This window comes from Streptomyces sp. NPDC034085, from assembly GCF_055575555.1.
The window spans coordinates 103,221-116,185 of the sequence record NZ_JBVISL010000008.1 but is presented as its reverse complement, the minus strand read 5'-3'; the positions used below and the strand labels follow the sequence as shown (position 1 = coordinate 116,185).

The window sequence follows — 12,965 nt, the reverse complement described above, 5'->3', positions numbered from 1 at the left end:
GGAAGGGCGGAGGGGTCGCGGGGCGGCCGGGCGTCGGGTGGGACGCGCTCAACGGCTCCAGCCGAGCGAGGACTTGATCCGCTCGATCTCCTCCGGGACGGACTCCTGCCGGGGTGGGGGCAGGAAGGCCTTGAGGATCTTGCCGAGGTGCAGGCCGAAGGTCTCGGCCCGGATCTCGGCCGGGTCTTCGCGGTCGGCCCGGGCGGCCGCCCACCGGACCACCGCTTCCAGTTCGCCGTCCCGGCGCAGCAGGTCGGCGAGGCCGCCGCGGGGCCCCGTCAGCCGTGCGGCCACGGCCATGCCGGGGCCGGGGCCGTGGCCGCCGCAGGAGCCCTCCGCGACGTGCCACAGCTCGTGGCCGGCGATGACCAGCTGGTGCTCGGGCCGGGTACGGGCCTCGACGACGACCAGGTCGCGGTCTTCCAGCTGGAGCCACAGCCCGCTGGCGGTCTCCGGCGGGAACGGGGCGAAGCGGAAGTCCACCCGCCGGCCGCCGCGGCGGCGCCCGAAGGCCGCGCACAGGCCCCCGATGATCTCGGCGGCCCCGGCCGGGGGCGTGAGCCGGGCGTCCGCCAGCAGCTCGGCGCCGAGCTTCCGCATGGTCCGTGTGGTCCTCATGGCGCTTCCCCCTCGGCGGTGGTCACGGCCCGGCGGCGGGGTCGGGCCGGGCGGCGGCGGCTCGCACCGTGACGATGTCCGTATGCCGACAAGGCGTTCGGGCCGGTGGCTCGGTGCGGTGAAGCCTAGCCGCCGGCCCCGCCCCCAACCACCGCATCCCCGCACTCCCCGCCACCGAAGCCTGCCCCGGACCGGCCCGGACACCGCCATGACCCCGGAGGTAATCGACCGCGCCGCCGGCCGGGCGGCACAGTGGGGGCATCGGGTTCCGGGGCCGCGCACTCGGCTCCGGAACCCGCCCCACCAGCCCGTACGACCCTCCTGGAGGCTGATCCGCCATGTCCGCGACCCTGCTCGTCAGCATCGCCCGCACCACCGACCCGCAGACCGCGCTGCGCCGCTTCCTCGCCCTCGACGCGGTGGTCACCACCGGCAACGGCCTCGCGTACGCGGCCTTCTCCGCCCCGCTCGGCCGGCTGCTCGGCATCGGCCAGACCACCCTCCTCGCACTCGGCCTGTTCCTGACGGCCTTCGGAGCCGGCGTCGGCCTCCTTGCCTCACGCCGGCGTCCGCCGGTCTTCCCGGTGAGGTTCGTCGTCGAGGCCAACTACGTCTGGGCCGCCCTCAGCCTGGTCTCGCTCGCCGCCTGGTTCCAGCCGACCGCGGCGGGCGCGGTGTGGATCCCGGCGCAGGCCCTCACCGTCGCCTCCTTCGCGCTCTCCCAGCAGCTGGCGCTGCGCGCGGCCGGCTCAGGGGCCCAGTGAGCGCAGGTACTTCACCGTCGCCGGGTCGGCCGGCAGCAGGGTCTCGACGGCCAGCTCCGCGACGGTCACGTCCATCGGCGTGTTGAAGGTGGCGATCGAGGACACGAAGGAGAGCACCTGGCCCTCGTGCTCGATCACCAGCGGGAGCGCGATGTACGGGACCGGCTCCGCCGGTTCGCCGTCGCCGGGGCGCTCCGGCACCGGATAGGCGGACACCTCCTCGTACAGCGCCCGCAGCGGCGCGGAGCGGGCCAGCGCGATCTGCCGCTCCATCTGCGCCAGCAGGTGCCCGCGCCACTCCGCGAGGTTGCGGATCCTCGGGGCCAGGCCCTCGGGGTGCAGGGTGATCCGCATCGCGTTCAGCGGCGGGGCCAGCAGGTGCTCCGGCAGCCCGTCCAGCAGCATCGCGATGCCCCGGTTGGCGGCGACGACGTCGTACACGGCGTCGACGACCAGCGCCGGGTAGGGCTCGTAGCCGGTCAGCAGCCGTTGGATGCCCTCGCGGAGCGTCTCCATGGCCGGGTCGTCGAGCGGGGTGTGCGCGTAGTGCGGGGCGTAACCCGCCGCCAGCAGCAGCGCGTTGCGCTCCCGCACCGGCACGTCGAGCCGGTCGGCGAGCCGCAGCACCATCTCCTCGCTCGGCCGGGACCGCCCGGTCTCGATGAAGCTGATGTGGCGGGACGAGGAGTCGGCGCGCCCCGCCAGCTCCAGCTGGCTGATCCCGCGCCGCTCCCGCCAGGTCCGCAGCAGGGAGCCGACCGTGGGCGTCGTGGAGGTCCTGGTGGTCATGGCCCCGACGGTAGCCGAGCGGCCCCGCCCCGATCAGCCGAGGTCGAAGACGTTCCGCAGACCGAGGCGGTGGCGCCACAGGTCGTGCCGCCGGGCGGGCTCCAGCTCCGGCGGCCGGTAGCGGGGGATGACCGCGCACCGCGCCGCCGTCGAACCGTCGCGCTCCAGCAGGGCGTTGACCGCCGCACGGGCCGAGGCGTTGGCGCCCTCCATCGTCGCCAGGTCGATGTCGACGGCCACGTAGTCCCCGCTGAGGAAGAAGTTCGGGATACGGGTGGCCGCGCTCGGCCGGTCGTGGAAGGTGCCGGTCGGGTGGATCAGGAGCTCGTCCTGGTTGGTGGGCTCCGGGGTGCCCAGGCCGTCCACGCCGGGGTCCAGGAACCACGAGTGCAGGGTGCGGTCGGCCAGCAGGACCTTCCCGGTGTCGTTGAGGGAGGCCTTCAGCTGCGCCCACACCTCGCGCGCCACCTCCTCCCGGGTGCACTGCTTGGCCGTCTTCCCGTACAGGATCCCGGGCTTGTCCCACTCCGAGACGTCCACCGACAGGCAGTCCACGACCGTGCCGTCGCCGTAGTCGGCCGGGAAGTCGCGGGCCGGCCAGTGGCCGGCCTGCTGGATGGCCGTCAACGACCAGGGCGAGTCGATGCAGTTGAGGTGGCCGTGCACCAGGGGGGCACGCTCGGTCAGGTAGAACTGGATGCCGGTCATCCAGTCCGTCCGCAGCCGGTCGCAGCGCCCGAGCATGGGGTCGGCGGCCCGCAGCGCCGGGCTCCAGGTGCGGCGGGCGTGCTCCACGGGCAGGGCGCTGACGTAGTGGTCGGCGGTGACGGTCCGCCGGATCCCGTCCGGGTCCAGGACCGCGACCCCGCTCACGCGGCCGTCGCCGTACCGCACCTCCTGGACCGTCCAGCCGATCCGGAACTCCACGCCGAGGGAGCGCAGGTGGCGCTCCCAGGGGTCGATCCACGCCTCGTTCGTCGGCAGGTTCAGGATCCGGTCCGGCGGGCCGTCCGCGCCGCGGCCGAGGGCGTTGCAGACGAAGGCCTCGCCGAGGGTGCCGACGGTGCGCGTCGAGGCCTCCTCGGCCTTGGTGGCGACGATGTTGCGGGTGATGCCCACGGCCAGGATGCGCTGGTACTCGGCCGACATCCGCGCGGCGCGGGTGAACTCCCACCAGGGGGTGTGCTCCCACACCTCGTCGCGGCGCTCGTCGCAGCTGGTGAGGAAGACCAGCACCCGGTTGACGAAGTACGCCGTCTCGTGCGCCGGGAGGCGGACCAGGGACTCCAGGATGCCGGTCAGGGCGCGGCGCAGCTCCTCGGGCGTCAGCTCGGCGGGGGAGTGGCCGGGCCAGGGGATGGGCGCCCGCAGGTCCTCCCGGCCGGCCGCCCGGGCGAACATCATCTCGGGCGGGGCCACGAGGTTGTCCCACACGCCGTGCGCGTTGTCGGGGAAGGGGATGCGCCGCATGGTGTCCGGCAGGTTGTGGTAGATGCCCGGGATGAAGCGGAACCCGTGCTCGGCCGGCAGGGGTCTGCGGCCGCCCCGGGCGCTGCCGGGTACGTCCATGCTGCGCGCCTTGCCGCCGAGCGCCCGGCGCTCGTACACCGTGACGGCGTAGCCGCGTTCGGCGAGCTCGTGCGCGGCCGTCAGCCCGGCCACCCCGCCGCCGAGCACGGCGACCGCCCGCCCCTGCGGCGCCGGCGCTCCGGCCGCCGCCGCGGCCGGGGCCGTGACGGCCTCCAGGGCGGGGAGGGCGCCCGCAGCGGCCGCCGCACCCGCGATGAACGTCCGCCTCGAACTGCCCGTACCCCGCGTGCCGGCCATGCCGCACCTCCTTGTTACCGGTGGTAACACCCGTTCCGGCGCAGGAGCATAGGGCGGGCGGCCATCGCCGGGAAGCACTCGGGCGCACTATGGCGGGAAAGGTTCACCACGGTGCGCGCCGTGGAAAACTGACTGCACATCACGAGGCGACGGGCAAGGGAGACAGCGGATGCCGAGCGACCCGCTTTCGCAGAAGGAGATCGAGGACCGGCTCCGGGAACTCCCCGGCTGGGCCTTCGAGGACGACCGGATCGAGCGCACGTACCGGGTGGGCACCCACCGGGCGGCGAGCGCCCTGGTGGCCCACATCGCCGCCGTCCAGGACGAGCTGAACCACCACTCGGAGCTCACCCTGGGCTACGACACCGTCCGCCTCCGCGTGAACAGCCACGACGCCGGAGGTGTCGTCACCGCGAAGGACTTCGACCTCGCCGAACGCGTCGAGGCCCTGGCCCCGGCGCACGGGGCGAACTGACCTGCGGCGGCCGGTACGCCGAGGGCGGCTCAGGCGGGTTCCAGCCGCCACCACTGGGAGGGCGAGTCGGTGTCCTCGCCCTGCCGGGCCCGGCCCTCGCCGTCGGCCTCCAGCAGCAGCCCGCTGATGCACGCCACCAGGGACACCACCCCCGGAGCGTCCAGGTGCTCCTCCACGAGCCACTCCTGCGCGCCGAAGGCGTTGGCACGCCACACCTGCACCCGCGCGCCGCTCTCCGTCGAGGCGTTCGCCACGTCCAGGCGCCGGCCGTTGTCCTCGCTCACCAGGTGGAAGACCCCGCCGCCGCTGTGCACCGGGGAGATCCGCCACCGCCGGGCGGCCGCCGGGGCGGGCGGCCCGTCGGGGCCGACCCGCACCCGGGAGGCGCCCTCCAGCTGGAGCACCAGCCCGCTGTCGACGTTGCGGATCCGGTAGGTCCCGTCCCTCGCTTCCATGCGGGCCCTCAGTTGTCGAAGACGGCCGGGTCCGGCCCGAGCCGTTGCCCGCCCGCGCCCAGTGCGCCGAGGGCCGCCAGGTCTTCGGCGTCCAGCTCGAAGCCGAAGACGTCGATGTTCTCGCGGATGCGGGACGGGGTCACCGACTTCGGGATCACGATGGTGCCCAGCTGGAGGTGCCAGCGCAGCACCACCTGCGCGGCGCTGCGGCCGTGCCTGGCGGCGACCGACGCCACCGCCGGGAGACCGAGCAGCTCCCCGCCCTGGCCGAGCGGCGACCAGGCCTCGGTGGCGATGCCCAGGGAGGCGTGCAGGGCGCGCAGCTCCGCCTGCGGGAACAGCGGGTGCAGCTCGATCTGGTTCACCGCCGGCACCAGCGGGCTCTCCGCGCGCAGCCGCTCCAAGTCCTCGGGGCGGAAGTTCGACACGCCGACCGCGCGGGCCCGGCCGCTCGCCGCGATCTCCTCGAAGGTCTTCCAGATGGTCACGAAGTCGTCGCGCATCGGACGCGGCCAGTGGATCAGGTACAGGTCGAGGTGGTCGAGGCGGAGCTTGCCGAGCGAGTCGTCGAAGGCGCGCAGCACCTCGTCCCGGCCCCACCGGTGCTTCGGGCTGTTCCACAGCTTGGTGGTGACGAACAGTTCGTCGCGGGGGATCCCCGAGGCGGCCAGCGCCTTGCCGGTGCCCCGCTCGTTCCCGTACGCCGCCGCCGTGTCGACGCTGCGGTAGCCGGCCTCCAGCGCGGTCGCGACGGCCTTCTGCGCCTCGGAGTCCGGCACCTGCCAGACTCCGTAGCCGAGCTGGGGCATGGACGTGCCGTTGTTGAGCCGGACGGCGGGCACCTGGTTCACGTCGGTCGTTCCCTCGGGTCGGTGGCGGTGCGGCAGCGCCGCACCACGGCGTACGGGGACCGGCAACCGGCCCCGCGCCCACCCTATTCCCGCCACCCCTCCGCTCCGCGCGCGGCGCCAGGCAGGGGCGGGCGCACTACGCCGGGTACAGGTCCGCGACCTCCCGCGCGTACAGCTTCTCGATGGCCCGCCGCTTCAGCTTCAGCGAGGGCGTCAGCAGCCCGCGCTCCTCCGTGAACTGCTCGGCCAGCACCCGGAAGGCGCGGATCCCCTCCGCCTGCGAGACGAGGGTGTTCGCGGCCACCACCGCCCGCCGCACCTCCGCCGTCAGATCCGGATCGCCCACCACCTGATCGGCCGTCCGCTGCGGCAGCTTGCGCATGGACAGCCAGTGCGCGACCCCTTCCATGTCCAAGGTCACCAGCGCGGCGATGAACGGCCGGTCGTTGCCCACCAGTACGCACTGCGACACCAGCGGATGCGAACGCACCCGCTCCTCCAGCGCCGTCGGGGCCACGCTCTTGCCGTTGGAGGTCACCAGGATCTCCTTCTTGCGCCCCGTGATGGTCAGGTACCCGTCCGCGTCCAGCCGGCCCAGGTCCCCGGTCGCCAGCCAGCCCCCGCGCAGCACCTCCTCCGTGCCCCCCGGATCCCCGAGGTACCCGGAGAAGACGTGGGCCCCGTGCAGCCACACCTCCCCGTCGTCCGCGATGTGGACCGTGCTGCCCGGGATCGGCGGCCCCACCGTCCCGTACTTGACCGCCCCCGGCGGATTCGCGGTGGCGGCCGCGCAGGACTCCGTCAGCCCGTACCCCTCGAACACGGTGATCCCGGCCCCGTCGAAGAACAGCCCGAGCCGCCGCGACATCGCCGACCCGCCCGACATCGCGTACCGCACCCGACCGCCCAGGGCTTCGCGCACCTTCCCGTACACCAGCCTCTCGAAGACCTGGTGCTCCATCCGCAGCGCCGCCGAGGGCCCCGGCCCGGTCCCGAACGCCTTCTGCTCGCGCGCCTCCGCGTACCGCACGGCCGTCTCCACCGCCCGGTCGAAGGGGCCCCTGCGCCCCTCCGCCTCCGCCGTGCGGCGGGCCGCCGCGAAGATCTTCTCGAAGACGTACGGGACGCCCAGCACGAAGGTCGGCTTGAAGGCGGCGAGGTCCGGCAGCAGCTCGGCGGCGGCGACCGCCGGCTGGTGCCCGAGCTTGACCCCGGCCCGGACGGCGGCCACCTCCACCATCCGCCCGAACACGTGCGCCAGCGGCAGGAACAGCAGCGTCGACGGCTGCCCGCCCGGCCCCGCCCGGAAGACCGGCTCCCACCGGGCCGCCAGGGTGTCGGCCTCGTACATGAAGTGGGCGTGGGTGAGCACGCACCCCTTGGGCCGGCCCGTGGTCCCCGAGGTGTAGATGACGGTCGCCACCGCGTCGGGGGTCACGGCCCGGCGGTGGCGGTGCACCACGTCCTCGTCCACCCCCCGCCCGGCCGCCACCAGCTCCTGGACGGCCCCCGCGTCCAGCTGCCACAGCAGCCGCAGCCCCGGCAGCCGCTCGATCACCGAACCGACGGTCATCGCCTGGTCTTCGTCCTCCACCACGCAGCCGGTGCAGGCGGAGTCGTGCAGGATCCAGTGCACCTGCTCCGCCGAGGACGTCGGGTAGACGGGCACGGGCTGCGCCCCGATCGCCCACAGCGCGAAGTCGAACAGCGTCCACTCGTAGCGGGTGCGCGCCATCACGGCGATCCGGTCCCCGAAGCGGACCCCCTGCGCCAGCAGTCCCTTGGCGAGCGCGAGCACCTCCCCGGCCAGCTCGCGGGCGGTCACGTCCCGCCAGACGCCCCCCGTGCTGCGCCCGAGCGCCACATGGTCCGGGTCCTGCCCGGCGCGCTGGAAGACGGTGTCGGCCAGGCCTCCGGCCGGCGCGCCGGCGACCACGGGTGGCACGGTGAACTCACGCAAGTTCCGCTCCTCTGCGTGCGGTGCGCCGCGACGCTACCTCACCCGTACCCCTGCCCGGCACCCCCGCGAAAACCTCCACAAGATCCCCCCGCCCCCGCGAGCCCCGCCACCTGCGGCGCAGCGCGCCGGGACCGGTCGGCGCCGGTCACCCGCCCGTCGGGAAGGGCGTTGCCGGACCGGACCCGCCGCAGGCGCGAACACCGCGGCGCCCGGGGCCCACCGACACCGGCGCACTTCGGCTGCGCGCTGTGACGTGTACATGCCGGAGACTGTACTGGCCGTCTCCGCCCCGCCCGCCCCCGATGGCTACGCGGGCCGGCTCAGTCGGTCGCCGCCCGCCAGGACCGCCGCCGCCAGCGCCTCCGCGGCCGGCGCCGGACGCCGCCCCTGGAGCAGCGCGAACTCCACCGGACCCAGCTCCGGCAGCCCGCCCACCCGGACCAGCCCGGGCGGGATCAGCCCCCGGGTGTGCGCCATCACCCCGAGCCCGGCACGGGCCGCCGCGATCAGACCGCTGAGGCTGCCGCTCGTACAGGCGATCCGCCAGGGCCGCCCGTCCCGCTCCAGCACCTCCAGGGCCCGCGCCCGGGTGATCCCCGGCGGCGGGAAGACGATCAGCGGCACCGGACGCTCCGGATCCACCCGCAGCCCCTCCGCGCCGATCCACACCATCCGGTCCCGCCACACCAGCCGCCCCCGCTCGTCCCCCGGCCCGCGCCGCTTGGCCAGCACCAGGTCGAGGCGCCCCGCGTCCAGCCGCTCGTGCAGCGTCCCCGACAGCTCCACCGACAGCTCCAGGTCCACCTCGGGGTGCTCGTGCCGGAACCCCTCCAGGATCTCCGGCAGCCGGGTCAGCACGAAGTCCTCCGAGGCCCCGAACCGCAGCCGCCCCCGCAGCCGGGTCCCGGCGAAGAAGGCCGCGGCCCGCTCGTGCGCCTCCAGGATGGTCCGCGCGAAGCCCAGCAGCGCCTCGCCGTCCTCCGTCAGGCCGACGCTGTGCGTGTCCCGGACGAACAGCGGGCGGCCCGTGGCCTCCTCCAGCCGCCGCACGTGCTGGCTGACCGTGGACTGCCGCACCCCGAGCCGGGCCGCCGCCTGCGTGAAGCTGAGCGTCTGGGCCACCGTGAGGAACGTGCGCAGCTGGACCGGGTCGTACATGGCCCCCAGCCTATTGTGTTCCGTGATGACAGTCAGTGCGGTGAGCGTGTTTCCCGATGACCGCCGACCGGGGACGATGAGTCGTACGCCCCTTCCCCCGCACGACAGCAAGCGAGCACCTCCATGCGACGCCCCCGCCTCCCCGCCTGGCTGCCCCTGGACCCGTACGTACTGGCCCTCCTCGCCACCGTGGGAATCGCCGCGCTGCTCCCCGCCCGGGGCGCCGGCGCCACCGTCGCCGGCGGTGCCTCGACCGCCGCCGTGGCCCTGCTCTTCTTCCTCTACGGGGCCCGGCTCTCCACCCGCGAGGCCCTCGACGGCCTGCGCCACTGGCGGCTCCACCTCACCGTGCTCGCCTGCACCTTCGTCCTCTTCCCGCTGCTGGGCCTGGCGGCCCGCCTCCTCGTGCCCGGGCTGCTCACCCAGCCCCTCTACGGCGGCCTGCTCTTCCTCTGCCTGGTCCCCTCGACCATCCAGTCCTCCATCGCCTTCACCTCGATCGCCCGGGGCAACGTGCCCGCCGCGATCTGCGCCGGCTCCTTCTCCTCCCTCGCCGGCATCCTCCTCACCCCCCTGCTCGCCGCCGCCCTCCTCGGCAGCGACGCCGGCGGCTTCTCCCCCCACTCCCTCCTGAAGATCGTCCTCCAGCTGCTGCTGCCCTTCCTCCTCGGCCAGAGCCTGCGCCGCTGGGTCGGCGGTTTCCTGGTCCGCAACAAGAAGGTGCTCGGCTACGTCGACCGGGGCTCGATCCTGCTCGTCGTCTACACCGCCTTCAGCGCGGGCATGGCCGCCGGGGTCTGGCACCGGGTCAGCCTCCCGCGCCTGGGCGCCCTGATGGCGGTGGAGGCCGTACTCCTCGCCGTCATGCTCCTCGCCACCTGGTACGGGTCCGCCCGGCTCGGCTTCGGCCGCGAGGACCGCATCGCCATCCAGTTCGCCGGGTCGAAGAAGAGCCTCGCCGCCGGACTGCCCATGGCCAGCGTCCTGTTCGGGGCCCAGGCCTCCCTGGCGGTGCTGCCGCTGATGCTCTTCCACCAGATGCAGCTGATGGTCTGCGCGGTCCTGGCCCGCCGCCGTGCCCGGGACCCCGAGGCGGTCCTGCCGGACCAACTCGCCGCCGGGCGTGTGGCGGAGGTCTCGCCCCCGGCCCAACCCCCCGCCGCGCAGGGCCGGTAACGTGCGGCGGTGACCTGGATACGCCCGCTCGCCGCCACCGCCCCGCGCCCCTGCACCCTCGTGGTCTGCCGCGGCTGCTGCTGCGGGGACCCCCGCAAGAACCCCGGCTCCGACCACGCCGGGCAGCTGGCCCGGCTGCGGGAGGCCGCGGCCGCGTCCGAGGGGCGCCTGGCGGTCCGTACGAGCGACTGCCTCGGGCCCTGCGCGCAGGCCAACGTGATCGTCGTCCAGCCCACCACCGAGGCCCGCCGCAGGGGCGCCCGGGCCGTCTGGTTCGGCTGGGCGCTGGACGACACCGCGACGGACGAGATCATCGCCTGGGCCGAATCCGGCGGCCCGGGCGCCACCCCGCTCCCCGCCACCCTCGACCTCCACCGCATCGACCCCCCGGACCCGAAGCCGGCCGCCTCCCCCCGCCGGGGCCGGCGCCGCTGAGTCCGGTGGGCCGGGCGGGGGAAGGGGCGACCGCGCGCCGACGGGCCCTGACGGGCGGCCGGCGACAGGTCCGGGCGCCCGGAGACGGCCGCACCGGCCGACCGCATCCGCCCGGAGACGGTCCGGGCTGGTCTCTACCCCCCGGCGGGCAGGAGGATCCGCTCCTCGCCCGCGTACACGTTCATGTCCGGGCCCCGCAGGAAGCCCACCAGGGTCAGCCCCGATTCCAGGGCCAGGTCCACCGCCAGCGAGGACGGCGCCGAGACCGCTGCCAGCACCGGGATCCCTGCCATGACCGCCTTCTGCGCCAGCTCGAACGACGCCCGCCCCGACACCAGCAGCACCGCCCCGGCCAGCGGCAGCCGCCCCGCCTGGAGCGCCCGGCCGACGATCTTGTCCACGGCGTTGTGCCGCCCCACGTCCTCCCGTACGTCGAGCAGCTCGCCCTCCGCCGAGAACAGCCCGGCCGCGTGCAGGCCGCCCGTGCGGTCGAAGACCTTCTGCGCCGCCCGCAGCCGGCCCGGCAGCTCGGCGAGGAGCTCCGCGGGGATCCGTACCGGATCGGCGGCGAGCCCCGGGAAACGGGTCGCCGTACGGACCGCGTCCAGGCTGGCCTTGCCGCACAGCCCGCAGGAGGAGGTGGTGTAGACGTTCCGCTCCAGCGTGATGTCCGGAAGCGGCACCGAGGGCGCCAGCTGGACGTTGACCACGTTGTATGTGTTGGAGCCGTCCTCGGCCGCGCCCTCGCAGTAGGTCACGGCCTGGACGTCCGACGTGCGCGCGATCACGCCCTCGCTGACCAGGAAGCCCGCCGCCAACGCGAAGTCGTCCCCCGGCGTGCGCATCGTGATGGCCAGCGGCTTGCCGTTCAGCCGTATCTCCAGCGGCTCCTCCGCGACCAGGGTGTCCGGCCGGACCCCGGCCGCCCCTCCCCGGATGCGTACGACACGGCGCCGCTCGGTGACCCGTCCCATCGCGATCAGCCCGCCTGTTCCGTCCTCGTACCCACCTGACGAGGACATTCTCCCGGATCCGCGGGCGAGCGCCTTCCCCGCAGGAAGTTGCTCGGAATGCTCCAAATTCCAGTGGAGGAATCCTGTCGGGTCACGCGCACCCGTACCCGTCGGTAGCAGGCAAAGCTGGGTGAACCGACTGCCTGCTGTACAGAGGGGGACCCCGCCCATGACCGGTTCACGCGTGGTGGCGCTAGGGCACTACCAGCCCGCGAAAGTGCTCACCAACGAGGACCTCGCGGCCATGGTCGAGACGAACGACGAGTGGATCCGCTCCCGCGTCGGCATCCGCACCCGGCACGTCGCGGGCCCCGACGAGCCCGTGGACGAGCTCGCCTACCAGGCCGCCGGCAAGGCCCTCGCGCACGCCGGGCTGAGCCCCGACGACATCGACCTCGTCCTGGTGGCCACCTCCACCGCCATCGACCGTTCCCCCAACATGGCCGCCCGCGTCGCCGCCAAGCTGGGCATGGGCGGGGCCCCCGCCGTGATGGACATCAACGTCGTCTGCTCGGGCTTCACCCACGCCCTGGCCACCGCCGACCACGCCATCCGGGCCGGCTCCGCCACCCGGGCCCTGGTCATCGGCGCCGACAAGATGACCGAGATCACCGACTGGACGGACCGCACCACCTGCGTGCTCACCGGTGACGGCGCGGGCGCGGCCGTCGTCGAGGCCTGCGCGGAGCCGGGCATCGGCCCCGTCCTGTGGGGCTCCGTCCCGGAGATGGGCCACGCGGTGCGCATCGAGGGCACGCCCCCCGTCTTCGCGCAGGAGGGCCAGTCCGTCTATCGCTGGACCACCAGCCAGCTCCCGCCGCTCGCCCGCAAGGTCTGCGAGAAGGCCGGCGTGACCCCCGAGGAACTGGCCGGCGTCGTGCTGCACCAGGCGAACCTGCGGATCATCGAGCCGCTGGCCGCCAGGATCGGCGCCGTCAACGCCGTCGTCGCCCGCGACGTCGTGGACTCCGGCAACACCTCCGCCGCGAGCATCCCCATGGCCCTGTCCAAGCTCGTCGAGCGCGGCGAGATCCCCTCCGGCGCCCCGGTCCTGCTCTTCGGCTTCGGCGGCAACCTCTCGTACGCCGGCCAGGTCATCAGCTGCCCGTGACCGCTGCGCGGCCGCTGCCCGCGGCCGCGCCCCGGGCCGGTCCCGGGCGGCCCGAGCCGGCCCGGCCCGCCGCCCACCTCCCGGCATGCCCGCAGGTCAGCGCGGCGTGGCGGACCAGCGGCCGCCCGGATATGTGGTCGGAAGCCCGTCGAACCTTTGCTATGGTTGTCCATGTCGCCGCGGGAAACCGGGGCCGACCACCTGTCCGGGTGGCGGAATGGCAGACGCGCTAGCTTGAGGTGCTAGTGCCCTTTATCGGGCGTGGGGGTTCAAGTCCCCCCTCGGACACAGAGAAAGAACCCCACTCCGGTGGGGTTCTTTTGCGTTCCGGGG

Annotated in this window: 13 protein-coding genes and 1 tRNA gene; 6 read left to right on the top strand and 8 right to left on the bottom strand. The window is 74.3% G+C overall.

Going from position 1 to position 12,965, the window contains the following annotated elements:
• Positions 1-48 precede the first annotated feature (48 nt).
• Positions 49-618, bottom strand: a complete 570-nt coding sequence (locus ACZ501_RS25475; RefSeq protein WP_362464626.1) for a toxin-antitoxin system, toxin component — start codon at positions 616-618, stop codon at positions 49-51.
• A gap of 338 nt (positions 619-956) precedes the next feature.
• Here ACZ501_RS25475 and ACZ501_RS25470 point away from each other — a divergent pair, with 338 nt between their 5' ends.
• Complete coding sequence (locus ACZ501_RS25470; protein ID WP_362464623.1) at positions 957-1,382, top strand: hypothetical protein; 426 nt, start codon at positions 957-959, stop codon at positions 1,380-1,382.
• Here the strand turns inward: ACZ501_RS25470 and ACZ501_RS25465 are convergent.
• Together ACZ501_RS25465 and ACZ501_RS25460 are read right to left on the bottom strand one after the other, a co-directional pair.
• A complete protein-coding gene (locus tag ACZ501_RS25465) occupies positions 1,368-2,171 on the bottom strand; it encodes a helix-turn-helix domain-containing protein (protein ID WP_362464620.1) in 804 nt (267 codons plus the stop codon). The two genes, ACZ501_RS25470 and ACZ501_RS25465, sit on opposite strands and share 15 nt — an antisense overlap.
• A 33-nt stretch (positions 2,172-2,204) precedes the next feature.
• Positions 2,205-3,998, bottom strand: coding sequence for a hydroxysqualene dehydroxylase (locus ACZ501_RS25460; protein WP_468798328.1), 1,794 nt, complete (start codon positions 3,996-3,998; stop codon positions 2,205-2,207).
• A 169-nt stretch (positions 3,999-4,167) separates the two neighbouring features.
• On the opposite strand from ACZ501_RS25460, the gene ACZ501_RS25455 reads away from it, so the two are divergent.
• Positions 4,168-4,473 (top strand): 4a-hydroxytetrahydrobiopterin dehydratase, encoded by a 306-nt coding sequence (locus tag ACZ501_RS25455; protein WP_362464614.1) that lies wholly within the window; start codon positions 4,168-4,170, stop codon positions 4,471-4,473.
• 29 nt (positions 4,474-4,502) lie between these two features.
• Here ACZ501_RS25455 and ACZ501_RS25450 read toward each other — a convergent pair whose 3' ends face one another.
• The 4 genes from ACZ501_RS25450 to ACZ501_RS25435 form a co-directional block, all read right to left on the bottom strand.
• Complete coding sequence (locus ACZ501_RS25450) at positions 4,503-4,928, bottom strand: RICIN domain-containing protein (protein ID WP_361609866.1); 426 nt, start codon at positions 4,926-4,928, stop codon at positions 4,503-4,505.
• 8 nt (positions 4,929-4,936) lie between these two features.
• The gene (locus ACZ501_RS25445; protein WP_361609867.1) at positions 4,937-5,779 is read right to left on the bottom strand and encodes an aldo/keto reductase; all 843 of its coding nucleotides are present in this window, start codon (positions 5,777-5,779) and stop codon (positions 4,937-4,939) included.
• A 136-nt stretch (positions 5,780-5,915) separates the two neighbouring features.
• Complete coding sequence (locus tag ACZ501_RS25440) at positions 5,916-7,739, bottom strand: AMP-dependent synthetase/ligase (RefSeq protein WP_468798325.1); 1,824 nt, start codon at positions 7,737-7,739, stop codon at positions 5,916-5,918.
• 306 nt (positions 7,740-8,045) lie between these two features.
• Complete coding sequence (locus ACZ501_RS25435) at positions 8,046-8,897, bottom strand: LysR substrate-binding domain-containing protein (protein ID WP_361609869.1); 852 nt, start codon at positions 8,895-8,897, stop codon at positions 8,046-8,048.
• A 123-nt stretch (positions 8,898-9,020) separates the two neighbouring features.
• Between ACZ501_RS25435 and ACZ501_RS25430 the strand changes: the two genes are divergently transcribed.
• Together ACZ501_RS25430 and ACZ501_RS25425 are read left to right on the top strand one after the other, a co-directional pair.
• Positions 9,021-10,073 carry a bile acid:sodium symporter family protein gene (locus ACZ501_RS25430; RefSeq protein WP_468798322.1) on the top strand — a complete coding sequence of 351 codons (1,053 nt, stop codon included), beginning with the start codon at positions 9,021-9,023 and terminating at the stop codon, positions 10,071-10,073.
• Between the two features lie 9 nt (positions 10,074-10,082).
• Positions 10,083-10,508: a (2Fe-2S) ferredoxin domain-containing protein gene (locus ACZ501_RS25425; protein ID WP_361609871.1), complete on the top strand. Its 426-nt coding sequence runs from the start codon at positions 10,083-10,085 to the stop codon at positions 10,506-10,508.
• Positions 10,509-10,642: 134 nt separating this feature from the next.
• Here ACZ501_RS25425 and fdhD read toward each other — a convergent pair whose 3' ends face one another.
• Positions 10,643-11,482: a formate dehydrogenase accessory sulfurtransferase FdhD gene (gene fdhD, locus ACZ501_RS25420; RefSeq protein ID WP_362464633.1), complete on the bottom strand. Its 840-nt coding sequence runs from the start codon at positions 11,480-11,482 to the stop codon at positions 10,643-10,645.
• Between the two features lie 208 nt (positions 11,483-11,690).
• On the opposite strand from fdhD, the gene ACZ501_RS25415 reads away from it, so the two are divergent.
• Both ACZ501_RS25415 and ACZ501_RS25410 read left to right on the top strand, forming a co-directional pair.
• The gene (locus tag ACZ501_RS25415) at positions 11,691-12,632 is read left to right on the top strand and encodes a beta-ketoacyl-ACP synthase III (RefSeq protein ID WP_362464596.1); all 942 of its coding nucleotides are present in this window, start codon (positions 11,691-11,693) and stop codon (positions 12,630-12,632) included.
• A gap of 203 nt (positions 12,633-12,835) precedes the next feature.
• Positions 12,836-12,920 (top strand) — tRNA-Leu (locus ACZ501_RS25410).
• Positions 12,921-12,965 lie beyond the last annotated feature (45 nt).